Origin of the sequence: Streptomyces sp. G45, assembly GCF_049542095.1 — a bacterium.
Classification (GTDB): Bacteria; Actinomycetota; Actinomycetes; order Streptomycetales; family Streptomycetaceae; genus Streptomyces.
Genome location: NZ_JBMUZU010000001.1, coordinates 6,594,158 through 6,619,305, shown reverse-complemented (window position 1 = coordinate 6,619,305; position 25,148 = coordinate 6,594,158). Strand labels below are relative to the sequence as shown.

Sequence of the window (25,148 nt, the reverse complement as noted above, 5' to 3'; positions counted from 1 at the left end):
GGCACCAGCGGCAGCCCGTCGACGCTTCCCCCACGTCGGCGGGCTGCCGACCGCGCTGAGGAGGCACGCTTTCCGCCGCTTCACGGCGATTTCCACCCCCGTCCCAGCCCGCTGGCCGCCCGCCCGCCCCGCGCTGCCCACCCTCGGGCAACTCCCCGCTGTCGTACGCCTGTAGGAAATCTGTCGGTGGATTGTCGGTGGTGCCTGATCTCATGGACGGCATGACACGCATCGACAACAAGCCCCAACGGGGAGCGGACGGCGCGGCGAGCGCCGTCACGGTACGGGGGCTGGTCAAGCACTACGGCGAGACCAAGGCGCTGGACGGTGTCGACCTGGACGTCCGCGAGGGCACCGTCATGGGCGTCCTCGGGCCGAACGGCGCCGGTAAGACCACCCTCGTACGCTGCCTCTCCACGCTCATCACCCCCGACTCCGGCACCGCCACGGTCGCCGGGTACGACGTGCTGCGCCAGCCGCGGCAGCTCCGCCGCGTGATCGGCCTCACCGGGCAGTACGCGTCGGTGGACGAGAAGCTCACCGGCTGGGACAACCTGTACATGATCGGGCGCCTGCTCGACCTGCCCCGCAAGGAGGCCAGGGCCCGGGCCGACGCGCTGCTGGAGCGGTTCTCGCTCACCGACGCCGCCCGCCGCCCCGCGCGGACGTACTCGGGAGGCATGCGCCGCCGCCTCGACCTGGCGGCCTCGATGATCGGCAGCCCGGCCGTGCTGTACCTGGACGAGCCGACCACGGGCCTCGACCCGCGCACCCGCAACGAGGTCTGGGACGAGGTCAAGCGCATGGTCCGCGAGGACGGCGTCACCGTGCTCCTCACCACCCAGTACATGGAGGAGGCCGAGCAGCTCGCCAGCGAGCTGACGGTCATCGACCGCGGCCAGGTCATCGCGGGCGGCGGCATCGAGGAGCTGAAGGCGAAGGTCGGCGGCCGCACCCTGCGGATCCGCCCGGCGGACCCGGCGCAGCTGCGGCCCACCGCCGCCGCCCTGGACGAGGCGGGCCTCACCGGCCTCGCCACCACCACCGTCGACGCCGAGAGCGGCACGGTCCTGGTGCCGATCCTCAGCGACGAGCAGCTCACGGCGGTCGTGGGCGCGCTCACCGCCCGCGGCATCACGCTGTCCGACATCGCCACCGAACTGCCCAGCCTGGACGAGGTGTTCCTCTCCCTCACCGGTCACAAGACGAGTGACGCCGAGGACGCCGAGGCCACCGAGTCCAGCGAACTCGAGGAGGTCGCCGCATGAGCACGACCACTGTGGCGCCCCCGGCGCCGCCCGCCCGCCAGCAGCCCTCCGGCAAGGGCGGCGCCGACAGCCGCATCGGCCTGCGCGCCCACGTGCGGCACACCGGCGCCCTCGTCCGCCGCAACCTGCTGTGGATCAAGCAGGACGCGGAGTCGATGTTCGACGCCGTCCTGATGCCGATCGTCTTCACCCTGCTGTTCGTGTACGTCTTCGGCGGCTCCGTCGGCCAGGCCCTCGGCGGCGGCCGCGAGGAGTACGTCCAGTACGTGATCCCCGGCCTGATGGCCATGATGGGGATGAACATGGCCATGGGCGTCGGCACGGGCTTCAACCAGGACTTCCAGACCGGCGTAATGGACCGCTTCCGGTCGCTGCCGATCGGTCGCTCCTCCGTGATGATCGCCAAGATCGTGGTCGAGATGCTGCGCATGCTGGTCGCCACGGCGATCCTGCTGGTCGTGGCGCTGTGCATCGGCTTCGACGTGGAGAGCGTGCCCGGGCTGCTCGCCTCCATAGGCCTGGCGCTCGCCTTCGGCGTCGCCCTGATGTGGATCTTCCTGACCATGGGCGTCGTCATGAAGAGCGCCCAGGCCATCCAGGGCATGGGCTTCCTCGTCCTGATGCCGCTCCAGTTCGGCTCGTCCATCTTCGCCCCGACGAAGTCCATGCCCGGCTGGCTCCAGGCGTTCACGGACTACAACCCCCTGTCGTCCCTGGCGGACGCCGCCCGGGGCCTGATGAACGGCGGCATGCCGATCGCCCACGACGTGTGGGTCACCCTGATCTGGTCGGTGGCCCTGACAGCGATCATGGCCCCCATAGCGATCCACAAGTTCCGCACGAAGACCTGAGGAGACACCGAGCATCAGACCGAGAGGACAAGGCCGAGGGCCAAGGAATCAAGCCCGTCCGGCGCTTGAGGACAAGGCCGAAGGCCGACTCCCCACCACGGCGGGAAAGCCAACGGCCGGGCGCGCCACGAAGATTGAGCCCGTCCGACGCCTGACGACGAGACCGAAGGCCAAGGAATCAAGCCCGTCCGGCGCTTGAGGACAAGGCCGAAGGCCAACTCCCCACCACGGCGGGAAAGCCAACGGCCGGGCGCGCCACGAAGATCGAGCCCGTCCGGCGATTGAGGACGAGGCCGAAGGCCGATCGGGCGGGGCGCGCCAGCCGGGGGGTGACCCTACCCACTGCGAGCCGAGGCCGGCAGGCCAGCCGCCGAGACGGCCTGCTCCCAGGTGAGCCCGCCGCCCTCGGCGTACGCGGCGTCATACGCGGAGTCCCCGAGCACCGCCCGCGCCGCCCGCTCGGCGCCCGCCCGGATCTCCCGCTCCAGGGCGGTGCGCACATGCCCGTCCGGCAGCCGCCCGTCGGCGACCGCGAGCATGCGGGCGGCCTCGGGGGCGCGGCCCGGGTCGGCCGAGGCGAGCGCCCGGGCGATGGTCGCCAGGTGGACGGTGAGCAGCTGCGGGGCGACCAGCACGGACAGCGGGTCGGTGGCCTTGTCGAGGCACTCGCGGGCGCGCGCGAGTGCCTCCTCGTGGCGGCCCTCAAGGGTGTCGAGCCACGCCTGCGTGGCCAGCACGGTGCCGTCGAACACGGCGAAGCCGATGCTCTTGAACTCCTCGCGCAGCAGCTCCAGTTGCTCGCGGGCCACGGCGATCCGGCCGGTGCGGCCGAGCAGCCCGATGAGGTAGATGCGGGCGGCGGGCAGCGACTCGTGCACCCGGCTCGACCCCTTCTCCGCGACCCGCCACAGCAGCGACTCACCCCGCTCGTCCTGCCCCGCCTCGACGTAGGCCGAGCCGAGCCGGGCCGTCAGCAGGGACACCTGCGAGGTGGCGCCGAGGCTCTCGGCGTGCGCCATGGCGGCCTCGTAGTCCTCGGCCGCGCGCAGGTAGTCGCCGCGCCGCTCGTGGGCCTCGCCGCGCGAGGCCAGCGCCTCGGCCAGGCCCCAGGTGTCGCCAAGCCGGGTGAAGATCTCCAGGGCCTCGTCGGCGTCGCGGGCCGCGTCACCGACCCAGTCGGTGCGGTTGGCGAGGATGTTGGCGCGCCACTGGAGGGCCCCGGCCAGCTCCCAGGTGTAGCCGAGGGCGCGGCAGGTCGCGACGGTCTCGTCGACGATCGCCCGCATCCTGCTGACGTCCCCGGTCATCAGGACCGCGTAGAACCACAGGGCGCCAGGACTGCGGCAGGTCTGCGGCAGGCCCGGGCGGTAGGCGTCGCGGATGGCGCGCAGCTTCGCCTCGGCGTGCGGGGTCTGCCAGTTCTCCGGGTCCATGTCCATGCAGGAGAGCTGGACGAGGTGCACGCCGCGCCGGGCCTCGGCGAGGACGTCGGGGCGCATGGGAGGCGGGCTGTCCGTGCAGCGCTCGTACAGCGGCGGCACGGGGGCGACGGGCGGCGCGAACGGGTCGGGGCCGAGGGCCATGACCTCGCCGGACCAGTGCCGGGCCTCGGCGCGCAGGTCCCGCATCTGCCAGAACCAGGCCAGGGACAGCACCAGGCACAGCGCCTCCTGCTCGTCGCGGGCGGCGACGGCGCGGCGCAGCGCGGTGCGCAGGTTCTCGTACTCGGTCTCCAGGGCCGCGATGGCGTCGCGCTGCCCGTGGCCGCGCAGCTCCGGGTCGGTGCGCCGGGCCAGCTCCCGGAAGTGCGTGAGGTGCGCGCGCTCGGCGGCGGCGCGCTCCCCCGCCTCGTCGAGGCGCTCGGCGGCGTACTCGGAGACGGTCTCCAGGAGCCGGTAGCGCATCTCGTCGCCGCGCGCCGAGGGGGCCGCCACGACCAGGGACTTGTCGACGAGCGAGCCGAGCAGTCCGGGTACGTCGATGGGGTCGGCGGCGGTGGGCGCGGCGCCGCCCCCGCCGTCGAGGGCGCCGACGGCCTCGGCGGCGGCGAGGTCGCAGCCGCCCGCGAAGACCGACAGGCGGCGCAGCAGGGCGCGTTCGGCGGCGTCGAGGAGGTCCCAGGACCAGTCGACGACGGCGCGCAGGGTCTGCTGGCGGGGCAGCACGGTGCGGGCGCCGTTGGTCAGGAGCCGGAAGCGGTCGTCGAGGCGGTCGGCGACCTGCCGGGGGGTGAGCATCCGCAGCCGGGCGGCGGCCAGTTCGATGGCGAGCGGCAGGCCGTCCAGGCGGCGGCAGATCTCGGCGGCGGCCCGGGGGTCGTCGTCGACGCGGAAGCCGGGCCGGGCCGCCTGCCCCCGGTCGGCGAGCAGTCGCAGCGCGGACGGCTCCGGCAGCGGTTCGACGGGGCGCAGCGACTCCCCCGGCACGCCGAGGGGTTCGCGGCTGGTGGCGAGCACGGTCAGGCCCGGGCAGTGCGCGAGCAGCCGCTCGACGAGGCGGGCGGCGGCGTCGACGACGTGCTCGCAGTTGTCGAGGACGAGCAGCATGCGGCGGCGCGCGCAGTGCTCGGTGAGGCGCACCAGGGGGTCGCCGCCGTGCCGCTCGGACGCCGCGCGCAACTCCTCGGCGCCCGCGCCGCGCAGCAGTGTCTCGCGGGCGCCGAGCGCGGTCAGCACCGCTTCCGGTACGTCGTCGGGGTCGTCCACCGGGGCGAGTTCCGCCAGCCACACGCCGTCCGGCGCGGCGTCGAGGGCGGTCTCGGCGGCCTCCTGCGACAGCCGTGTCTTCCCGGCCCCGCCGGGCCCGATCAGCGTCACGAGCCGGGCCCGGCGGAGGTCGTCCCGGATGGCGTCGATGTCGGCGTCGCGGCCGACGAAGGAGGTGAGGCGGGCGGGCAGGTTGCCGGGGGCGCGGGGCGGGGTGCCGGGCACCTGCGCGGCGAGCGGTGCCGGAAACCCGGCTCGGGCGGCGGCGCCTGAGGCGTCCCCACCATCAGCGGCGCCCCCACCGTCAGCGGCGCCCCCGCCGTCCACACCATCGATCGCGACCGCACCATCAACCGCGTCCACACCGCCAGTCACATCCGCACCGCCAGCGCCGTCGCGCCCCGAGGCCGCACTGTCGGCCGCCGCGGCAGCGGCACCCTCAGGCGCGCCCGGCACCGCACCACCGGCCGCCCCCGCCCCCTCCCCCGGCCGCAGCAACTCCTCATACAGCGCCCGCAGTTCCGGCCCCGGGTCGGTGCCGAGGCGGTCGGCGAGGGTGCGGCGTACGCCGTCGTACGCGGCGAGCGCCTCCGCCGTGCGGCCCGCGTCGCGCAGGGCGCGAAGGCGCAGGGCCTGGAACGACTCGTCCAGGGGGTGGGTGCCGCACAGGGCGGTCAGCTCCGGCAGGGCGGTGTCGGCCCGGCCGAGGGCGAGGGCGGCGGCGAGGCGGGCGCGCCGCGCGTCCAGGCGCAGGGCCGCCCAGCGGGACGCGTCGGCGGGGTGCCGGGGCAGGTCGGTGAGGGGCTCGCCCTGCCAGAGGGCCAGCGCGTCGTCGAGGGTGGCGGCGGCCTTGGCGGGGTCGCCGTCGGCGAGGGCGCGGGTGCCCTCGCCGACGAGGCGCTCGAAGCGGTGGGCGTCGACGTCGTCGGCGTCGGCGCGCAGTTGGTAGCCGCCGCCCGCGGAGAGCACCGCGTCGGCGCCGAGCGCGCGCCGGAGCCGACCGACCAGGGCCTGGAGGGCACCGGTGGCGTCCGCCGGGGGCGCGCCGTCCCACACCTCCTCGACGAGCAGGGCCGCCGGAACGGCGCGCCCCGGCCGCAGGGCGAGCGCCGCGAGCAGGGCACGCAGACGGGCGCCGCCGACGGGGACGGTGGTGCCGTCGGGGCGCACGGCCCGGGTGACGCCTAGAACGCGATAGCGCACGCCCCCATTGTCACCGCTCGGGGGACGCCGCCCACCGGCAGCCCGCGCCCGCCCGCCCACCACGCCCGCATACCGGCCACACACCGGCCCCCGGCGGCCCCGTACGCCCCGCCGACCACCCCCAGGAACCCCGCCGCCGCCCCCAACCGTTCACCCACTCCTGCTGTACGGTCGGGCACGCCCCGCCCCGGTGCCCCGGGCGTACGGCGTCGCACGGACCCTCAGGAGCCTCGCAGCATGACCGGTCACTCCCACGGCGAGCGCCGTGTCAGTCCCGTATTCCTCGGCATCGTCGCGATCACGGCGGTGAGCGGCTGGGCGGCGTGGACGGGGTTCGCGAACAGTCCGGGCTTCGCCGTGTTCCTCTTCGTCACGGCGGCGTGGGTGGTGTCGCTGTGCCTGCACGAGTACGCGCACGCCCGCACGGCGCTGCACGGCGGCGACATCTCGGTGGGCGCGAAGGGCTATCTCACGCTGAACCCGCTGAAGTACACGCACGCGCTGCTCAGCATCGTGCTGCCGGTGCTCTTCGTGATCATGGGCGGGATCGGTCTGCCGGGCGGCGCGGTGTTCATCGAGCGCGGCCGGATCCGGGGCCGCTGGCGGCACAGCCTGATCTCGGCGGCGGGCCCGCTGACGAACGTGCTGTTCGCGGTGGTGTGCACGGCCCCGTTCTGGCTGGACGCCCTTGACGGCGTGCCGGACACGTTCCGGTACGCGCTGGCGTTCCTGGCGCTGCTCCAGGTGACGGCGGCGATCCTGAACTTCCTGCCGATCCCGGGCCTGGACGGCTACGGCGTCATCGAGCCGTGGCTGTCGTACTCGGTGCGCCGCCAGGTGGAGCCGTTCGCGCCGTTCGGGCTGCTGGCGGTGTTCGGCATCCTGTGGATCCCGGAGGTCAACCACGCGTTCTTCGACGCCGTGGACGCGATCCTGCGCGGGCTCGGCGTGGAGGAGTGGGACACGTACTGGGGCCAGCGGCTCTACCGGTTCTGGCAGGGCACCCCGGACATCCCGGAACTCGTCGGCTGACGGGCCACCGGCGGCCGGGCCCCCGGCCAGCGGGTCAGCGGCCCGCGGCGGCCGTCTCGCGCGCCGCCCGCTCCAGCTTGGCGCGCCGCACGTAGTACCAGGTCATGTTGGACGACAGGCCCGCGAGCAGCACCCACACGATGCCGAGCAGGCTCCCCCGGGCGAAGGAGACCACGGCGGCGGCGACGGCCAGGACGCAGACGGCGAGGGTGTACAGGGCTAGGCGGGGCATGGGGTTCGGCTCCTGATCACAGCTTCACGGCAGTCCGGGTGGACGTACCGCACCAGTGTCCCCCATGCCCCGTCCTCCCCGGCACAAGGCCTGCACACGGCCTACACGTCGGTGACGCGCAGCCCCGCGTGCGCCTTGTAGCGCCGGTTGGTGGAGATCAGGTTGGCGACCAGGGACTCCACCTGGTGGGCGTTGCGCAGGCGCCCGGCGAAGACGCCGCGCATGCCGGGGACGCGGGCGGCGAGCGCCTGCACGGTGTCGGTGTCGGCGCGGGACTCGCCGAGCACCATCACGTCGGTGTCGATCTCCTCGACGGACGCGTCCTGGAGGAGGACCGCCGACAGGTGGTGGAAGGCGGCCGTGACCCGCGAGTCGGGCAGGAGCGCGGCGGCCTGCTCGGCGGCGCTGCCCTCCTCGGGCTTGAGGGCGTAGGCGCCCTTCTTGTCGAAGCCGAGCGGGTTCACGCAGTCGATCACGAGCTTGCCCGCGAGCGGCTCGCGGAGCGCTTCGAGGGTCCTGGCGTGGCCGTCCCACGGCACGGCGACGATCACGACGTCGCTGCGCCGGGCGCACTCGGCGTTGTCGGCGCCCTCGACGCCGAGGCCGATCTCGGCGGCGGCGGCCTCGGCCCGCTCCGCCGCCCGCGAGCCGATGATCACCTTCTGTCCGGCGCGGGCGAACCGGTAGGCGAGGCCCCGGCCCTGGTCGCCGGTGCCGCCGAGGACGCCGACGACGAGGCCGGACACGTCGGGCAGGTCCCAGGGGTCCTTGGCGGGCGCCTTCGACGCGCCGCCCGCGTTCTGCACACGTTCCGTGGAAGTCATGGTCAGACCCTACGTCGGCGGGTGCGGCGGCCGGTCCCGGGCGGGCCCGCGGTTCAGGTGACCCAGTCCAGCGGGATCCGCCGGAACGTGATGGTCTCGTACGCGCTGAAGTCCCCCGTCTCGTACAGCAGTCCCAGCGTGTCCTCGTCGACGCGGACGAGGTCGGAGTACGCGGCGGGCAGCCCGTCGACGGTGTGGGCGAGGTCCCAGGTGGTGCCGTCGTCCTCGCTCCGGCGCAGGCTCATGCGGGCGCGGTAGCCGGGTTCGGCGGGGCCGGAGAACAGCAGCACGTCGGGGTCGCGCACCTGGAGCACACTGCACTCGACGACCGGCCCGGTGAGGCAGGCCTGGGGGCGGAACGGCTTGACGAGGGTGCGGCCGCCGTCCTCGGAGTGGGCGTCGGCGCGGGTGCCGGGGGCGGGCGAGTCGTTGCGGGCGTTGAAGTAGACGCGGCCGTCGGGGAGTTCGGCGGCGGTGGTCTCGTTGACGTTGATGTACCCGTTGGTGTTGTCGTCGACGTAGCCGATGCGCCAGCTCTGGCCCCGGTCGTCGCTCAGCAGGCAGTGGCCGCCGTCGTACCGGCCCTCGGTGCCGCCGTCCGTGCCGGTGGGCGGCAGGGAGTGGTTGGCGGGCACCACGACGCGGCCGCCGCTCAGCTGGATGGCGTGGCCCGGCGTGGTCGCGTACCAGCGCCAGTTCGTCCGCTTCACCTGCTTGGTGATCTCCCGGGGCGTCGACCAGGTGAGCCCCTCGTCGTCGCTGTGCTGCACCCAGACGCGGCGGCCGTCCGGGGCGGCGACCCGGCCCCGCCGGATGGCCTCCTCGGTGGCCGCGGCGGCGTTCCTGACCTGCACCAGCAGGACGCGTCCGGTGTCGAGCACCACGGGCGCGGGGTTCCCGGCGAGGTCGGTGCCGTTGGCGCCGACGACCTGGAGCGGGCCCCAGGTGCGGCCGCCGTCGAGGGAGCGCTTCAGGACGATGTCGATGTTCCCGAAGTCCTCCGCCGAGCCGACGCGGCCCTCGCAGAACGCGAGGAGGACGCCGCCGTGGGTACGGACGACCGCCGGGATCCGGAAGCTGGCGTACCCTTCACGCCCGGCCCGGAACGGAACAGAAACCTCAACTGTCTCCACTGACATCCCCACCCCTTCCCCAACCCGGGGGAATTCCCGGTGAACGCCCGCTGACGATTGACCCGTTGAGGCAGTATGCGCCCCCATGGACGCCGTACGGGTCGCGCTGCTGCGCGACGTTCTCTCCGGGACCGAGTGGCCGGGTGCCACGCGCCGCTTCGCCGCCGCGCTGCGCTCCAGCGTCGTACCGCGCGGCGGCGGCCTGCTGCTCGTGGGCACCAGCGAGTACGAGCCGTGGCACCTGGCCGCCCACCTCGACGACGAGGCCGCCTGGTCCGGCACGCCCGAGCTGGCGCCGACCCTGGTGCGGCACCGGCCGCGCCCCGGCGGGCCCGCCCACCTCGCGGTGGGGCTCGACCGGGTCGCGGCGGCGCGGCGCGGCGAGACGCTGCTCGTGGTCGCGCCCGGCGTGCCCGCGCCCGACCTGCTCACGCGGGTGCACGGCGCGCGGCGGGCGGGCGCCACGGTGTTCGCGCTCGGCGCGCCGGACGACGACCTGGACGCGCTCGCCCACGAGGCGCTGGCCGTGCCGCGCGACGGGGAGCTGGACGTGGACACGGTGCAGCACCTGGTGAGCGCGGCGGCGGGCGAGAACGGGGTGGCGCCGGTGCGGCGGGGGCGGCGGCGCGTGCGCGACCGCCTCTCGCGCCTCGCGGACCACCTGACGACGCCGCCGCCCGCCCGGTGGTGACCTCGCGGCGCGCCCCGCCGTGTCCATGAGCGCGCTCCGCGCGCGGGCGCCCCTTTCCCGAAAGCAGGCCCCTTTCCCGAAAGCAGAAGGCCAGCCCCCTGGCCCCCCCTGGGGAGTCGGCCGCTCCCGGGCGGAGAAATCGTTTGCTCCCGGGGGTGGGCGCGGCTCAGCATGTTCCCTCGTGAAACGTCTCACCGCGATCCTGCCCGACCTGTCCCCCTGGCGGTCAAGCCGTGACTTCCGGCTGCTGTGGGTGCAGGGGATCGTCACCTACTTCGGCAGCTTCATGGCGATGATCGCCCTGCCCCTCCAGATCAAGGAGCTGACCGACTCGCCGGTCGCCGTCGGCGCGATGGGGGCCGTGGAGCTGGTCCCGCTGATCGTCTGTGGTCTGTACGGGGGCGCGCTCGCGGACGCCGTGGACCGCCGCCGGGTGATCCTCCTGACGGAGGCCGCGCTCGGCGCGCTCGCCGTCGTCCTGCTCGTGAACGCCCTGCTGCCGAGCCCGCTGCTGTGGCCGCTGTACGTGGTGGCCGCGGGCGTCTCGGGCCTCGCCGGGCTCCAGCGCCCCGCGCTCGACTCGCTGCTGGCGCGGATCGTGCCGCACGAGCAGCTCGCGGCCGCCGCCGCGCTCAACTCGCTGCGCTGGAACCTCGGCGCCATCGCGGGGCCCGCGCTCGCCGGGGTCGTCGTGGCCTACGCCGGGCACGCCAGCGCGTACGCGGTGACGGTCGCCGCCTTCGCCGTGTCGGTGGCGCTGTGCACCCGCCTGGCCCCCGCGCCCGCCGCGCACGACGCCGAGAAGCCGTCCCTGCGGGGGCTCGCCGAGGGCGCGCGGTACGCCTGGTCGCGGCCGGTGCTGCTGGGTACGTACGCCATCGACGGCGCCGCCATGGTCTTCGCCTTCCCCAACACCCTGTTCCCCTTCCTCGCCGACGACCTGGACGCCGAGTGGTCGCTCGGGCTGATGTACGCCGCGGGGGCCGTCGGGTCGCTGCTGCTCAGCCTCACCAGTGGCTGGGCCTCGCGGGTGCGGCGGCACGGGCTGCTCGTGGTGTGCGGGGCGGCGCTGTGGGGCCTCGCGATCACGGCGGCGGGCCTGCTGTCCCACGTGTGGCTGGTCCTCGGCGCCCTCGCGCTCGCCGGGGCGGGCGACATGCTCAGCGGCCTCGGCCGCAGCACCATCTGGAACCAGACCATCCCGGACGGGCTGCGCGGCCGCCTCGCCGGGATCGAGGTCCTGTCCTACAGCGTCGGCCCCCAGCTCGGCCAGGTGCGCGCGGGCGCCGCCGCGGGCTGGACGGGGACGCGGTCGGCGGTCTGGTCCGGTGGCGTCGTGTGCGGCGGTGGGCGCGCTGTGCGCGGCCCTGCCGTCGCTCCTGTCGTACGACGCCGAAACGGACACCGACGCCCGCCGCCGGGCCGCTGCCGCGCAGGCCTGACACGAACGGGCACCTGGCACCTGGGGCTGTGCCCACCCGTCCCGCCCGGCCGCAGCCGCCGACGGTGACCAGCCCCCACTAGGGGCGTCCACCCCTCGGCAGAGAGTCACGGGCGGGCGGGTGGGAAGGAAAAAAGCCCACGCAGCCGCAGCCGCCGACGGCGCTCACCCCCCGCCAGGGGCGTCCACCCCTCGGCAGAGAGTCACGGGCGGGCGGGTGGGAGAGGGGGGAAGGCCCCGCGCGGCGGCGGGCGCCGGTGGGGCTCAACCGCCGCCCTCCCGACGGGCCCCGTCGGCATCGTGCCAGCGAGGATCCGTCTCCCACTCCAGGTTCCGCTCCGCCGCCGTCTCCATCGCGTGGGTGGCCTCCTCCCGGGAGGCGTACGGCCCGAACCGGTCCTTGCCGGGGCACTCCGGCCCCTCCTCGACCTTCCTGTGCTCCAGGCAGTAGTACCACTCGCCCGGCTTCCCGGTGGTGCGCCGCTTGAAAAGGGGCATGTCCGGCTCCTTTCTCTCCCGCCATGCTGCCCCATCCCCGCTCGTTAGACTCGCTGGCATGTCTGGCCAGTCACTGCTCGTACCAGGGGAGCTGTCCCCCACCCGTTCCGTCCCGAAGGGCATCGCGCGCCCGGAGTACGTCGGCAAGCCCGCCCCGACGCCGTACACGGGGCCGGAGGTGCAGACCCCGGAGACCATCGAGCGGATGCGGATCGCGGGCGGCATCGCCGCGCGCGCCATGGCGGAGGCCGCGAAGGCGATCGCGCCCGGCGTGACCACCGACGAGCTCGACCGCATCGCGCACGAGTACATGTGCGACCACGGCGCCTACCCGTCGACGCTCGGCTACCGCGGCTTCCCGAAGTCGCTGTGCGCGTCGGTCAACGAGGTCATCTGCCACGGCATCCCGGACTCCACCGTGCTGAGGGACGGCGACATCGTCAACCTCGACGTCACGGCGTACATCGGCGGGGTGCACGGCGACAACAACGCGACGTACCTGGTCGGCGACGTGGACGAGGAGTCGCGGCTGCTCGTGGAGCGCACCCGCGAGTCCCTGAACCGCGCGATCAAGGCGGTCCGCCCCGGCCGCCAGATCAACATCATCGGCCGGGTCATCGAGTCGTACGCGAAACGGTTCGGCTACGGCGTGGTCCGCGACTTCACCGGCCACGGCATCAACTCGTCGTTCCACTCCGGCCTGATCGTCCCGCACTACGACAGCCCGCACGCCACGACCGTCATCCAGCCCGGCATGACGTTCACCATCGAGCCGATGCTGACGCTCGGGACGCACGAGTACGACATGTGGGACGACGGCTGGACCGTCGTGACCAAGGACCGGAAGCGGACCGCTCAGTTCGAGCACACGCTGGTGGTGACGGACACCGGCGCGGAGATCCTCACGCTTCCGTGACCCCGCCCCCCGCGTGATCCCGGACGGACGGCCCGGCGCACACCGCGCCGGGCCGTCTTGCTGCCCTGATGTCAGCCGGGCGGCGATCTCTTTTTACCGACAAGACGTCGGGAACCAGTTGACTTAGGTAAGCCTAACCTTGCATGATCGGTCCTGGCCACACTGGTTTCCCGTCCGTCCTCGGCACCGGAGGTCCCCATGGACTCGTCGTCGGTCACCGACCACCCGTCGTTCTCGACCCTCATCCGCACCGCGTCCCACGCGGCGCACACCGAGGCGGAGACGTCGACGTTCATGAGCGACCTGCTCGGCGGCCGCCTCGGCGTGGACGCGTACGCGCGGTACACGGAGCAGCTGTGGTTCGTCTACCGCGCCCTGGAGGACGGCGCCGCCGCCCTGCGCGAGGACCCCGTCGCGGGCCCCTTCATCAGGCCGGAGCTGCTGCGCGTGGCCGAGCTGGAGCGGGACCTCACGCATCTGCTCGGCCCCGGCTGGCAGGACTGCGCGACGGCCCTGCCCGCCACGGAGGCGTACGCGGCCCGGATCCGCACCTGCGCCCGCACCTGGCCCGGCGGCTATGTGGCCCACCACTACACGCGCTACCTGGGCGACCTGTCCGGCGGCCAGATCATCCGCGGCAGGGCCGAGAAGACCTGGGGCTTCGCCCGCAAGGGCGACGGCGTGCGGTTCTACGTCTTCGAGCAGATCTCCAACCCGGCCGCGTTCAAGCGGGCCTACCGCGAGCTGCTCGACCAGGTGGACGTGGTGGTGCCGGACGAGCTGGAGCGGCAGCGGATCGTGGACGAGTGCCAGCGGGCGTTCGCCCTGAACACGGCGCTCTTCCGTGGGCTCGGGGACGAGTTCCCCAGGCGGCCTGAGAACCCCCCTCCGCCGCCGGGGGCCGTATGGGGCTGCGCCCCTTTCCCCCTTGTTGGCGCTTCGCGCCTCGTCCTCAAACGCCGGACGGGCTGAATGGGTGCGCCTCCGCCTCAGACGCCCGACAGGCTGGATAGGCGCGCCTCGACCTCAGACGCCCGACAGGCTGAATGGGCGCGCCTCCGCCTCAGACGCCCGACGGGCCCGCGCCGCGCAGTCTGACCCGGCCGCCCACCTCGATCATGTCGCCGGGGCCCGGGGCCGTCAGGATCTGGGAGCCCCGGCCCTGGGTGATGTTGAGGGCCCGGCCCAGGTGGTGGGTGAGCAGGAGGGCCGCGGCGCCCGTCGCCTCGTCTTCCGTGATGCCGTCGTCCCGGCCGGGGAAGGCCCGCGCGCGCACGCGTCCGGCGGACTCGTCCTCCCACGCCCAGGCGTAGACCCACGTCCCGGAGGGCGGCACCGGCAGGGCGTCCACCTCGGCGGCCGTCGCGTAGCGGCGCAGCTCCCGTGGGGGCGCCCAGTCGGCGCGGGCCGTGATCCAGGTGAACTCGCCGTCCTGGCGGGCCTCGACGAGCCCCGCGGGCGTCACCAGCTCGGGCACGTCGAGGAGCCACGCCGCGCCGACGCACGGGTGTCCGGCGAAGGGCAGCCGGGTGGTGGGTGTGTAGATGTCGACGGCCCCGCGCTCGGGGTCGTCGACGAACACCGTCTCGCTGAAGCCGAGTTTCCCGGCGAGCCGCTGCCGGTCCTCGCGGGCGGGCAGCTTGCCGCCGTCCCGGACCACGCCGAGTTCGTTTCCGTACCGCCCGTCGGGCGCGCAGAAGACGTGCAGGACGTCGATGCCGTCCGGCACGTCGAGTATGCGTTCTTCGCTCACGGGGGCATTGAAGCACCAAGCCCCGGGCGCCGCGCCAACACGCGGCGCCCGAGGGGGTGTTCACCGGGTCACACCGGCGGCGTCACACCGCCTTGCCGTGGCCCGCCCCGCGCCGCCGCGCCACGTACACCGCGCCGGTGCCCGCCGCGACGGCCGCGCCCGCGAGGCCGAGCAGCGCCCCGGACGGCGCGCTGGAGCCGGTCTCCGCGAGGGAGTCGGCGGCGCCGCCGCCCACGGAACCACCGCCGCCCACCGAGCCGCTCGCCACCGGCCCGTTGTCACCGCCCATGCCGGACGCGCCGGAGCCGCCCGTGCCCCCGGAGCCGTCCGTCGACGACGGGATCCGGGCGCCGTCGGACAGCGTGAGCGCGACGGTCACCGGGTCGATGCGATCGCCCGCCTTGTACGGGGAGCCGACGGTGTCGTTGGCGAACTGCCGGGCGCCCGCCGCCGTGAACCGCGCCGGGACCTTCTTCATCAGGACCACGTCGTTCTTGGCGGCGTACGAGACCCGGGACAGGTCGAGCGTCGCGAACTTCACGTCATCGCTGGTGCGGCTCGGCGTCTTGACGTCGACGTACAGCGCGCCCTTGGTGCCGCTCGCCTTGATCTTCACGTCGCTGAACGTCATGTCGATGCCGTGGCCCCGGTACAGGAACCGCACGCTGCCGCCGAAGGACGCGTTCAGCTTCTTGGCCGAGGCCTTCCAGTCGGCCTTGGCGTACGGGAAGTCGTAGCCGTTCGCCTTCTTCTTGGCGCCCTTGGCCACCTTCACCTCGCCTCCGGCGGAGATATAGCGGCGGAAGCTCTCCTTCATGCCCCAGGACAGCTTGCCGCCGACGATTGTGCCGTCGGTGCGGCCGGGCTTGGTCGGGGTGGAGGTGGGCTTCGGCTCGGGGGTCGGCTTGGGCTTCGGCTTGGTGCTGGGCGTCGGCTTCGGCTTGGGCTCCGGCTTCTGGGGGGTGCTCGGGGACGGGGACGGCTGCGGCGCGGGGCCGCCGGGCACCACGGTCAGGGTCGCCGGGTCGAGCGCCTGACCCGCCTGGTACATGCCGTTGAACGCCTTCGCGCCGTCGGCCGTGAGCTTCGCCGGAATGTCCTTGAACGTCATCGCGCCGCCCTGGCCGTGGCCGGGGCGGATGCCGGTCAGGTCGAGCTTGGCGAGGTCGATGTCGTTCTGCTTGGTGCCGTTGAGCGTGACGTCGGCCTGGATGGCGCCCGTCGTGCCCTTGGTGCGCACCTTCACGTCCGCGATCTTGATGTCGAAGCGGTGCGCGGTGGAGGCGAAGCGGACGGATCCCTTCGCGGAGACCTTGGTGGCGTGGGTCGACAGGTCGTAGGTGCCCTTGGCGCCGGTGAACGTGAACACCCCGTTGTCCGGGGCCTGCTTGGCGCCGCCGCTGGCCGTTATCCTCCCCGCGGCCATGCCGGTGACATACGAGCGGAAGGACTCCTTCAGGCCCCAGTCCAGGGAGCCGTCGGTGATCGTGAACACCGAGGGCGCCCGCTGGCCCTCGGGGGCCTGGCCCGCCGCGGGAGACGCGGGGGCCCCGGCGGGCTCGTCGGCGGCGAACGCCGGGAGGGCGAACACGGTGGCGCCGAGCGCGACGGCCGTCGCGACGGCGGCCGCGCGGACTGCGGGGCGGCTGGTGGCTGCCATGGTCAGAGTGCTCCTCAGAGGGGGAGATCGGAAAAAGGGGGAAGGGGGGGTACTACGCCGCGCGGCGGCGGCGTACGAGGAAGAAGGCGCCCGCGCCCGCCGCGAGCAGCGCCGCTCCCCGCCCAGCGCGATCGGCAGGGCGGCGGACGAACCCGAGTCACCGGCGTCGTCGGGCTTCGCGGCCTGGGCGGTCTTCGGTCCACCCGCGGCCTTCTTGGGCTCAGGGGCGGAGCCAAGGTCCGGCAGCGCGGGCAGCTCCGCCTTCTTGTCAACGGCGACGGCCAGCGACACGGGGTCCATCGCGGTGCCCGCCTTGTACATCGACCCGAAGGCCCTCGCGCCGTCGGCGGTGAGCCTGGCGGGTGCCTCGGTGACGGCGATCAGGCCGTCCTTGGGCGCGAACTCCTTCGCGGCGAAGGTGACGAGCGCCGCCCTCTTCCGCTGGAAGTCCCCGCTGTCGACATCGGCGTAGAGCGTGCCCCTGCCGTCCTTGACGCCGACGGCCACCCGGCTCAGCCCGATGTCGAGGCCGTGCCTGCCGGTGAAGCGGACCGCACCGGCGAAGCGAGCGGCGAGGGTGCGCTCCTTCGCGTCGTACGTGCCCTCACCGCGCGGGAAGCGGAACAGGGCGCCGCCGTCCCGGGCACCGGAGGACAGCGTCCACCTGCCCTTGGCGATGGACCCGGAGACGTACTCGCGGAAGGTGCGGCGCACGCCCCAGTCGACGGCGGCGTCCTCGATGCGCCCGGCGGGCCTGCCCTTGGACTTGCCCTTGGCCTTGGCCTTGGACTCACCTTTGTCCTCGCCGGGCTTCTCCGACGGCTTCGTACCCGGCTTGCCGGAGGGCTTCCGCCCCGCCGCCACCAGGTCCGTCGACAGGCTCAGCGGGTCGAGCCGGGTGCCCGCCGCGTAGTACCCGGCGAAGGCCTTGGCGCCCTGGGCGGTGAGCGTCGCGGGGATGTGGGTGAGGGCGATCGGGCCGCGGCCGCCCTTCATGTCGATGCCGGACAGGTTCAGGGCGGCGAGCGGCACCTGGGCGGTCGAGGTGACCTTTCCGGTGCCCTTCTCCTTGCTGACCATGTCGGCGTAGAGCGTGCCGCGGCCGCCGCTGACCTTCACGGTGGGGCGGCTGATCGTCAGGTCGAGCTGGTAGCCGCCGCCCTTCTTGTGCCCGGTGAAGTGCACCCCGCCGGAGAAGCCCGCGCTGAAGGCGCCGCTGTCCGGGTCGTAGGAGCCCTGGGCGGAGTGGAAGCGGAACTGGCTGCCGCCGACCGTGGCGGCGCCGCCCGTCAGGTTCCAACTGCCCTGGGCGATGGGCCCGGTGACATAGCTCTGGAAGGAGGACTTGATGCCCCAGTCGAGCCTGCCGCCCCGCACGGCGCGTTCCTCGGCGTGCGCGGTGGCGGGCGGGAGCAGGGCTCCCGTCAGGACGGCCAGGGCGGCCACGGCTCCGGCGCGGGCGCCGTGGCCGCGGCGCGCACGCGGCGGTCTGGACGACGGCATGGGTCCCCTCCAGGTCTAGCTCAATTAGGTAAGGCTAACCTAAACTACGATCACCTCTACGGGGAACCACGAGACAGGACGGTGAACTTCGGTGCGCATGCCGCGCTCACTCAGAACGGTCGGCGCCTTGGCGGCCGTACTCGCGCTCGCCCTCACCGGATGCGGAACCTCCGACGACGGGGGCTCCGGAAGCGCGGGCGGCGACGGCCCGCGCGCCAGGGCCGCCCGCGCCGACCGCGTCGAGCCGCTGAAGGACACCCCCCGGCCGAAGCTCCCCGCGACCGTCGCCTCCGCCGACGGCAGGAGGGTCACCGTCGAGGACGCCCGCCGCATCGTGCCGCTCACCGGCAGCCTCAACGAGATCGTGTTCACGCTGGGCCTGGGCGAGAACGTGGTGGCGCGGGACATCACCGCCACCTTCGACCAGGCCAGGAAGCTCCCGGTGGTGACGCGCGCCCACGACGTGTCGGCGGAGAGCGTGCTGTCCCTGAAGCCCACGGTGGTCCTCGCCGACACCACGACGGGACCGTCCGAGGCGATCGACCAGATCCGGGACGCGGGCATCCCCCTCGTCGTCTTCGACCCGCCCAAGAGCCTCGCCGACGTCGGCCCGCGCATCGAGGCGGTCGCGAGGGCGCTCGGCGTGCGCGAGGCGGGCGCCGCCCTGACGTCCCGTACGGAACAACGGATCGACAAGGTGCGGCGGTCCGTGCCGGACCAGGGCGAGAAGCCGCGCGTGGCCTTCCTCTATCTGCGCGGCTCGGCCTCCGTGTATCTGCTCGGCGGGCGCGAGTCGGGGGCGAGTTCGCTGCTTGAGGCGGCGGGCGCGGTCGACGCGGGCAAGGCGTCGGGCCTGGAGAAGGACTTCACCGCGATCACCAGCGAGGCCCTGGCGAAGGCGGCGCCCGACGCGGTCCTCGTGATGGCGAAGGGCCTCGACTCCGTCGGCGGCGTCGACGGCCTGGTGAAGATCCCGGGCGTCGCCGAGACCCCGGCGGGCATGGACCGCCGCGTGGTGTCCGTCGAGGACGGCGTGCTGCTGAACTACGGCCCGCGCACCGACCGCGTCCTGAAGTCCCTCGTCGACCAGCTCTACAAGGACGCCACGTGACCCTCGCCGCCGAACCGGTGGACGCCCCCGCTCCCCGGCCGACCCCGCCGACGCCCCGCGCGCAGCCCGCCGCCGCGCCCCCTACGTCCTGACCGTCGCGCTGGCCTGCGCCCTCGTCGTGCTGTGCCTGCTGTCGGCCGGGATCGGCGCGTACGACATCCCGCTCGGCGACGTCCTCGCCTCCGTGCGGCACCGGGCCGGGCTCGGCGGGCACGCGCTGGAGCGGGTGCCCGAGAGCGTGCTGTGGAACGTGCGGCTGCCGCGCGTGGTCCTCGCGCTGCTCGTGGGCGCCTCCCTCGGCTGCGCGGGCGCGCTGATGCAGGGCGTGTTCGGCAATCCGCTGGCCGAGCCGGGCGTCATCGGGATCTCGTCGGGCGCGGCCGTCGGCGCGGTCGCCTCGATCGCGCTCGGCCTGGGCTTCCTCGGCAACTGGACCGTGACGGCCTGCGCGTTCGCCGCCGGACTCGCCACGGTCCTGCTGGTGTACGTCCTCTCACGCGACGGCGGCCGCACGGAGGTGGTGACGCTGATCCTCACCGGCATCGCCGTGAACGCGTTCGCGGGCGCCCTGATCGGTCTGTTCGTCTTCGTCGCGGACAACGCGCAGATCTCACAGATCACCTTCTGGCAGCTGGGCTCGCTCGCCCAGGCCACCTGGCCGAAGGTGCTCGCGGTGCTGCCGTGCGCGGCCGTCGGCCTGCTCGTCGCGCCGCTGTACGCCCGCAAGCTGGACCTGCTGGCGCTCGGCGAGCGGCCCGCGCGGCACCTGGGCGTGGACGTGGAGCGGCTGCGGCTCGTGCTGATCCTGGTGGTGGCGCTGCTCACCGCGGCGGCCGTCGCCGTCGCCGGGATCATCACGTTCGTGGGCCTGCTCGTGCCGCACCTGCTGCGCATGGCGGCCGGTCCCGGGCACCGCTTCCTGGTGCCGGGCAGCGCGCTCGGCGGGGCCGTGGTCCTCGTCGCCGCCGACCTCACGGCCCGCACCGTGGCCGCGCCCGCCGAGCTGCCGCTCGGCGTCCTGACCGCCCTGATCGGCAGCCCGTTCTTCTTCTGGCTGCTGCGCAGGACCCGCCGCAAGCAAGGGGGCTGGGCGTGACCGCCCTGATCAGTCGGCTGTTCGGAGCGCGGGAGCGGGCGCTGCCCGAGCCGGTCTCGCCCGGCGATGTGCTCGCCGAGGCCGTGGACGTACGGCTCTCGCTGGGCGCCCGCGACGTCCTCAAAGGCGTCTCGGTGTCCGCGCGCGCGGGCGAGGTGCTCGCCCTCGTGGGCCCCAACGGGGCGGGCAAGTCCACCCTGTTGGCGGCCCTCGCCGCCGACCTGCCCGTCGCCTCGGGCGGCGTACGCGTCCACGGGCGGGCCGCCGGGTACTGGCCCGCGGCCGACCTCGCGCTGCGCCGCGCGGTGCTGCCGCAGTCGGCGGCGCTGTCGTTCCCCTTCCCCGTCGAGGACGTCGTCCGGATGGGGCGGGCGCCCTGGGCGGGGACGCGCCGGGAGGACGAGGACGACCGGGCGGTGCGCGAGGCGATGGCGGCCACGGAGGTGGGCGCGTTCGCCGCCCGGCCGTTCTCCGCGCTCAGCGGCGGCGAGCGGGCCCGCGTGGCGCTGGCCCGGGTGCTGGCGCAGCGCGCTCCGCTGCTGCTGCTCGACGAGCCGACCGCCGCCCTCGACCTGCGCCACCAGGAGCTGGTGCTGCGGGTCTGCCGGGAGCGGGCCGCCGCCGGTGACGCGGTGGTCGTCGTCCTGCACGACCTGGGGCTCGCGGCGGCGTACGCGGACCGGGCGGTGGTGCTGCGCGACGGCGAGGTGGCCGCCGACGGCGCCCCCGCCGAGGTCTTCGACGAGACGCTGCTCACAGCCGTCTACCGGCAGCCGATCGAGGTGTTCCCGCACCCCCGGACCGGGAAGCCGCTGGTGGCGCCGGTGCGGGAGGCCGATGGCCGGGAGAGGGCTTGACCGGCGCTTTACTCGCCCGTGGGTTTGCCCGAAGTAAGGCTCAGTTAAGTTAGGCTCCCCTCACTTCCCCGATCCAGGAGCCCTGATGCACCGCGCCCGCCTTCCCCTCGTCAGCGTCGCCGCGGCGGCGGCCCTCGCCGCGGTCACCGGCTGCACCGAGAAGAGCGACGGCGACGGCGGCCCGGGCGCCATCAGGGTGACCGCGAGCGACGACGCGTGCGAGGTGTCGAAGAAGGAGTTCCCGGCCGGGCACGTGGAGCTGGCCGTGGAGAACAAGGGCTCCAAGGTCACCGAGGTCTACGTCCTGTTCCCCGACGACCGCATCGTCACCGAGCGCGAGAACATCGGCCCCGGCACCAAGCAGACCCTGACCGCCGAGGTGAAGGCGGGCGACTACCGCATCGCCTGCAAGCCCGGCATGAAGGGCGACGGCATCCGCCAGGACGTCAAGGCCACCGGCGGCGGCAAGGCCGCCCGGCGCGACCCGCGCCTGGACCGGGCGGTCGCCGCCTACCGCGCCTACGCGCAGGCCCAGGCCGACGCGACGCTGCCCAAGGTGAAGGTCTTCACGGACGCCGTGCGCGCGGGCGACCTGGCGGCGGCGAAGAAGGCGTACGCGCCCTCGCGCATCGGCTGGGAGCGCACCGAGCCGGTCGCCGAGTCCTTCGGCGACATCGACCCGAAGGTCGACGTCCGCGAGGACGGCCTCGATGACGACCAGGATCCCGAGAAGGACTGGACGGGCTGGCACCGCCTGGAGCGCGCGCTCTGGCAGGACAAGAAGATCGGCAAGCGCGAGAAGGACCTCGCCACCCGGCTCGACAAGGACCTCACCGACTGGCAGAAGCGCGTCGGCAAGGCCGAGATCACCCCCACCTCCATGGCCAACGGCGCCAAGGAACTCCTCGACGAGGTCGCCACCGGCAAGGTCACCGGCGAGGAGGAGCGCTACTCGCACACCGACCTGGTCGACTTCAAGGCCAACGTCGAGGGCGCCGAGAAGGCCTACGCCCTGCTCAAGCCGGTCGCCTCGGAGAACGACCCGAAGCTCACCCGGGAGCTGGACCGCCGCTTCGCGGCCCTGGACAAGCTGCTCGACCGGCACCGCGAGGACACCTCGTCGTACGACTTCACCTCGTACGACAAGGTCGGCAAGGCGGACCGCAAGGAACTCCAGGACGGCGTGAACGCGCTCGCCGAGCCGCTGTCGAAACTGGCCGCGGCCGTCGTGGCGTCCCCGAAGAAGTGACGCGGCTCGGACAGGGAGGGCTCAGCCATGTCTGAGGAGACCGAATCCGCTTCCCCTCGCGGCGCGCGCTGCTGGGCTGGGGCGGCGCCGGGCTGGCGCTCGGCGCGGCCGCCGCGGGCGGCGCGGTGGCGCTGGCCCGCCCCGGCGAGCAGGCGGCCGCGGCCCCGGACGGCGCGGCCGTGCCGTTCCACGGCGCCCACCAGGCGGGCATCGCGACCCCCGTCCAGGACCGGCTGCACTTCGCGGCGTTCGACGTGAAGACCGGAGACCGCGCGGAGTTCGTCGCGCTGCTCAAGGAGTGGACGCGGGCGGCGGAGCGGATGACCGCCGGGAAGCCGGTCGGGGCGGGCGCGGTCGGCGGGCTCGCCGAGGCGCCGCCGGACGACACCGGCGAGGCCCTCGGCCTCAAGCCGTCCCGCCTGACGCTGACCGTCGGCTTCGGCCCGTCCCTGTTCGAGAGGTACGGGGAGGAGTTCGGCCTGAAGGGCAGGCGGCCGAAGGCGCTGGTGGACCTGCCGAAGTTCCCCGGCGACAACCTCGACAAGGCGCGCGGCGGCGGCGACCTGTGCGTGCAGGCCTGCGCGGACGACCCGCAGGTCGCGGTGCACGCCATCCGCAACATGGAGCGCATCGGCTTCGGCCGGGTCAGCGTGCGCTGGTCGCAGCTCGGCTTCGGCAAGACGTCGTCGACGACGCCCGAGGCGCAGACCCCGCGCAACCTCATGGGCTTCAAGGACGGCACCCGCAACGTCTCCGGCACGGACCGGGCGGCCCTCGCCCGGCACGTGTGGGTGGGCGCGAAGGACGGCCCCGACTGGATGGTCGGCGGCTCCTACCTCGTCGCGCGCCGCATCCGCATGCACATCGAGACCTGGGACCGCGCCTCTCTCCAGGAGCAGGAGGACGTCTTCGGCCGCGACAAGGCCGAGGGCGCCCCGGTCGGCAGGGCCAAGGAGCACGACCAGCCGTTCCTGAAGGCGATGAAGCCCGACGCGCACGTGCGGCTCGCGCACCCCGACAGCAACGGCGGCGCGACCATCCTGCGCCGCGGCTACTCCTTCACCGACGGCACCGACGGGCTCGGCCGCCTGGACGCGGGCCTGTTCTTCCTGGCCTACCAGCGCGACGTCCGCGAGGGGTTCATCCCCGTGCAGCGCTCGCTCGCGGCGAAGGACGCCCTCAACGAGTACATCCAGCACGTCGGTTCGGCGGTCTTCGCGATCCCGCCCGGGGTGCGCGACAAGGACGACTGGTGGGGCCGCGCGCTGTTCACCGGAAAGGCGTGAGCCCGTGTTCGGCAACTATCTGATCGGCCTGCGCGAGGGCCTTGAGGCCAGCCTCGTCGTGTGCATCCTCGTCGCGTACCTGGTGAAGACGGACCGGCGGGACGCGCTGCTGCCCGTGTGGTCCGGCGTCGGCGTCGCGGTGGCGCTGGCCCTCGGCTTCGGCTGCGCGCTGACCTTCGGCTCGCAGGAGCTGACGTTCGAAGCGCAGGAGGCGCTCGGCGGGTCCCTGTCGATCCTCGCGGTGGGCCTGGTGACGTGGATGGTCTTCTGGATGCGGCGCACCGCGCGGCACCTCAGGGCCGAGCTGCACGGACGCCTGGACGCGGCGCTCCGGATGGGCACGGCCGCCCTGGTCGCCACCGCGTTCCTGGCGGTGGGCCGCGAGGGCCTGGAGACCGCCCTGTTCGTGTGGGCGTCGGTGCGGGCGTCGAACGACGGCACGCACGCGCCGCTCGCCGGGGTGCTCCTCGGGCTGCTCACGGCGGTCGCGCTCGGCTGGCTGTTCTACCGGGGCGCGCTGCGCATCGACCTGGCGAAGTTCTTCACCTGGACCGGCGCGATGCTGGTCGTGGTCGCGGCGGGCGTGCTCGCGTACGGCGTCCACGACCTCCAGGAGGCGCGGTTCCTCGACGGCCTGGGGAACAAGGCGTTCGACGTCAGCGCGGCGGTCCCGCCGGACAGTTGGTACGGCACGCTCCTGAAGGGCGTGTTCAACTTCCAGCCCAACCCGACGGTCCTCCAGGTGATCGTGTGGTGCCTGTACCTGGTGCCGGTGCTCGCCCTGTTCCTGCTTCCGTCCCGGGCGTCCGCCGGGAAGCGGCCCCCGGTAGGGTTCGGCCCCGGGAAGGGGAAGGTGAAGGGGTCCGATGATCAGGGTTCGCGGGATGAGGCGCCTGGCCGTGTCGGCGGGGGCGGTGACCGCCCTGTCGGTGACGGCGGGCTGCGTGACGGTGCACGGTGAGCGCGAGGTCATCCCGACGGCCACCAGGGCCGAGGCGGCCCGCGCGCTGAAGGACTTCCTGTCGGCGTACAACAAGGCCGACAAGGCGTACGACCCCGCCCTGGACGCGGCCCGCGTCACCGGCCCGCTCGGCGCCATCAACCAGGCGGGCCTCAGGGCGCGGCAGGCGCAGAGCCCGGACGGCAACGCCCGGCACGTGCCGCTGCGGCTCACCGACGTGAAGTACGCCATCCCGAAGAAGGCGGGCTGGCCCCGCTTCTTCGTCGTGGACGCGCTCGCCAACCGCAAGCCGGACGGCTACCGCTGGCTGATCGCCTTCACCCGCGCCGGCGCGGACGACGTGTGGCGGGCGACCTATCTGAACCTGGTCCTGCCCGGGAACGTGCCCGCCCTGAAGAAGGACGAGGACGGGTACGCGGAGCCGGTCGCCGTCGGCCAGAAGGGGCTCGCGGTGCCGCCGCGGCGGCTCGGCACGGCGTACACGGCGTTCCTGAAGTCCGGCGGCGACGCGTTCGCGGCCGGGCCGCACACCACGCAGTGGAAGGCGGACCGCGACCGGAACAAGCGGCGGCTCGGCCTCGCCGTCCAGTACCTGGACCAGCCGCGCGACGCCGGTGCCTTCGCCCCCGTCGGCCTGCGCACCCGCGACGGCGGCGCGCTGGTCTTCTTCACCACCCACCACTACGAGAAGTGGACCGCCTCCAAGGGCCGCACGGTCCCCGTGAGCCCCGACGTCAAGGCCCTGATGAAGGGCGAGGCGAAGCAGTCGGTGACCCACGAACGCGTCTCCAACCAGGTCTCCCTGACCCCGAAGGGGCCGGGCAAGGTGGCGATACTGGGCCGCATGCAGGGCCTGATCGGCGCGAAGGGCGAATAGG

The 25,148-nt window shown here is 73.9% G+C and carries 18 protein-coding genes and 4 pseudogenes; 14 read left to right on the top strand and 8 right to left on the bottom strand.

Annotation, left to right across the window (positions count from 1 at the left end):
• Positions 1-221: 221 nt before the first annotated feature.
• Entirely contained in the window at positions 222-1,268 is a 1,047-nt protein-coding gene (locus tag ACOBQU_RS27945) for an ATP-binding cassette domain-containing protein (protein ID WP_423630656.1), read from the top strand.
• The gene (locus tag ACOBQU_RS27940) at positions 1,265-2,119 is read left to right on the top strand and encodes an ABC transporter permease (protein WP_423630654.1); all 855 of its coding nucleotides are present in this window, start codon (positions 1,265-1,267) and stop codon (positions 2,117-2,119) included. Before ACOBQU_RS27945 ends, ACOBQU_RS27940 begins: the two co-directional genes overlap by 4 nt.
• Positions 2,120-2,454: 335 nt before the next feature.
• Here the strand turns inward: ACOBQU_RS27940 and ACOBQU_RS27935 are convergent, their stop codons facing one another.
• Positions 2,455-6,027 (bottom strand): AfsR/SARP family transcriptional regulator, encoded by a 3,573-nt coding sequence (locus ACOBQU_RS27935; protein ID WP_423630652.1) that lies wholly within the window; start codon positions 6,025-6,027, stop codon positions 2,455-2,457.
• 237 nt (positions 6,028-6,264) lie between these two features.
• On the opposite strand from ACOBQU_RS27935, the gene ACOBQU_RS27930 reads away from it, so the two are divergent.
• Entirely contained in the window at positions 6,265-7,059 is a 795-nt protein-coding gene (locus tag ACOBQU_RS27930; RefSeq protein WP_423630650.1) for a site-2 protease family protein, read from the top strand.
• Between the two features lie 34 nt (positions 7,060-7,093).
• On the opposite strand, the gene ACOBQU_RS27925 is transcribed toward ACOBQU_RS27930, so the two are convergent.
• The 3 genes from ACOBQU_RS27925 to ACOBQU_RS27915 all read right to left on the bottom strand — a co-directional run bounded on the left by ACOBQU_RS27925 (position 7,094) and on the right by ACOBQU_RS27915 (position 9,254).
• Positions 7,094-7,291, bottom strand: coding sequence for a hypothetical protein (locus ACOBQU_RS27925; RefSeq protein WP_423630648.1), 198 nt, complete (start codon positions 7,289-7,291; stop codon positions 7,094-7,096).
• Between the two features lie 101 nt (positions 7,292-7,392).
• Entirely contained in the window at positions 7,393-8,115 is a 723-nt protein-coding gene (gene npdG, locus ACOBQU_RS27920) for an NADPH-dependent F420 reductase (protein ID WP_423630646.1), read from the bottom strand.
• A gap of 53 nt (positions 8,116-8,168) precedes the next feature.
• Positions 8,169-9,254 (bottom strand): sialidase family protein, encoded by a 1,086-nt coding sequence (locus ACOBQU_RS27915; RefSeq protein WP_423630644.1) that lies wholly within the window; start codon positions 9,252-9,254, stop codon positions 8,169-8,171.
• A 79-nt stretch (positions 9,255-9,333) separates the two neighbouring features.
• Here ACOBQU_RS27915 and ACOBQU_RS27910 point away from each other — a divergent pair, with 79 nt between their 5' ends.
• Both ACOBQU_RS27910 and ACOBQU_RS27905 read left to right on the top strand, forming a co-directional pair.
• Positions 9,334-9,939, top strand: a complete 606-nt coding sequence (locus ACOBQU_RS27910; protein ID WP_423630643.1) for a hypothetical protein — start codon at positions 9,334-9,336, stop codon at positions 9,937-9,939.
• Positions 9,940-10,141: 202 nt separating this feature from the next.
• Positions 10,142-11,381, top strand: a pseudogene (locus ACOBQU_RS27905) (MFS transporter).
• A 263-nt stretch (positions 11,382-11,644) separates the two neighbouring features.
• Here the strand turns inward: ACOBQU_RS27905 and ACOBQU_RS27900 are convergent.
• Positions 11,645-11,878: a hypothetical protein gene (locus ACOBQU_RS27900; protein WP_423630641.1), complete on the bottom strand. Its 234-nt coding sequence runs from the start codon at positions 11,876-11,878 to the stop codon at positions 11,645-11,647.
• Positions 11,879-11,936: 58 nt separating this feature from the next.
• On the opposite strand from ACOBQU_RS27900, the gene map reads away from it, so the two are divergent.
• Both map and ACOBQU_RS27890 read left to right on the top strand, forming a co-directional pair.
• Positions 11,937-12,794 (top strand): type I methionyl aminopeptidase, encoded by an 858-nt coding sequence (gene map, locus ACOBQU_RS27895; protein WP_423630639.1) that lies wholly within the window; start codon positions 11,937-11,939, stop codon positions 12,792-12,794.
• Positions 12,795-12,992: 198 nt separating this feature from the next.
• Positions 12,993-13,661 (top strand): annotated as a pseudogene (locus ACOBQU_RS27890) (heme oxygenase (biliverdin-producing)); the annotation flags it as partial.
• Positions 13,662-13,857: 196 nt separating this feature from the next.
• On the opposite strand, the gene ACOBQU_RS27885 reads toward ACOBQU_RS27890, so the two are convergent.
• From ACOBQU_RS27885 to ACOBQU_RS27875, 3 genes and pseudogenes are all read right to left on the bottom strand, one after another.
• Positions 13,858-14,547, bottom strand: coding sequence for a PhzF family phenazine biosynthesis protein (locus ACOBQU_RS27885; RefSeq protein WP_423630637.1), 690 nt, complete (start codon positions 14,545-14,547; stop codon positions 13,858-13,860).
• An 82-nt stretch (positions 14,548-14,629) separates the two neighbouring features.
• Positions 14,630-16,015, bottom strand: a pseudogene (locus ACOBQU_RS27880) (HtaA domain-containing protein); the annotation flags it as partial.
• A gap of 244 nt (positions 16,016-16,259) precedes the next feature.
• A pseudogene (locus ACOBQU_RS27875) lies at positions 16,260-17,710 on the bottom strand (HtaA domain-containing protein).
• Between the two features lie 97 nt (positions 17,711-17,807).
• On the opposite strand from ACOBQU_RS27875, the gene ACOBQU_RS27870 reads away from it, so the two are divergent.
• The 7 genes from ACOBQU_RS27870 (at position 17,808) to ACOBQU_RS27840 (ending at position 25,147) form a co-directional block, all read left to right on the top strand.
• Entirely contained in the window at positions 17,808-18,821 is a 1,014-nt protein-coding gene (locus ACOBQU_RS27870; protein WP_423630635.1) for a heme/hemin ABC transporter substrate-binding protein, read from the top strand.
• 88 nt (positions 18,822-18,909) lie between these two features.
• Complete coding sequence (locus tag ACOBQU_RS27865) at positions 18,910-19,917, top strand: FecCD family ABC transporter permease (RefSeq protein ID WP_423634759.1); 1,008 nt, start codon at positions 18,910-18,912, stop codon at positions 19,915-19,917.
• A complete protein-coding gene (locus ACOBQU_RS27860) occupies positions 19,914-20,774 on the top strand; it encodes a heme ABC transporter ATP-binding protein (RefSeq protein ID WP_423630633.1) in 861 nt (286 codons plus the stop codon). The genes ACOBQU_RS27865 and ACOBQU_RS27860 overlap by 4 nt, the downstream gene beginning before the upstream one ends.
• Before the next feature lie 85 nt (positions 20,775-20,859).
• Entirely contained in the window at positions 20,860-22,023 is a 1,164-nt protein-coding gene (efeO, locus tag ACOBQU_RS27855) for an iron uptake system protein EfeO (protein ID WP_423630631.1), read from the top strand.
• Positions 22,024-22,067: 44 nt separating this feature from the next.
• Positions 22,068-23,309 carry an iron uptake transporter deferrochelatase/peroxidase subunit gene (gene efeB, locus ACOBQU_RS27850; RefSeq protein ID WP_423634757.1) on the top strand — a complete coding sequence of 414 codons (1,242 nt, stop codon included), beginning with the start codon at positions 22,068-22,070 and terminating at the stop codon, positions 23,307-23,309.
• A 4-nt stretch (positions 23,310-23,313) separates the two neighbouring features.
• Positions 23,314-24,270 carry an iron uptake transporter permease EfeU gene (efeU, locus tag ACOBQU_RS27845; protein WP_423630629.1) on the top strand — a complete coding sequence of 319 codons (957 nt, stop codon included), beginning with the start codon at positions 23,314-23,316 and terminating at the stop codon, positions 24,268-24,270.
• Positions 24,176-25,147, top strand: a complete 972-nt coding sequence (locus ACOBQU_RS27840; protein ID WP_423630627.1) for a hypothetical protein — start codon at positions 24,176-24,178, stop codon at positions 25,145-25,147. Before efeU ends, ACOBQU_RS27840 begins: the two co-directional genes overlap by 95 nt.
• The last annotated feature ends 1 nt before the right edge of the window (position 25,148 follow it).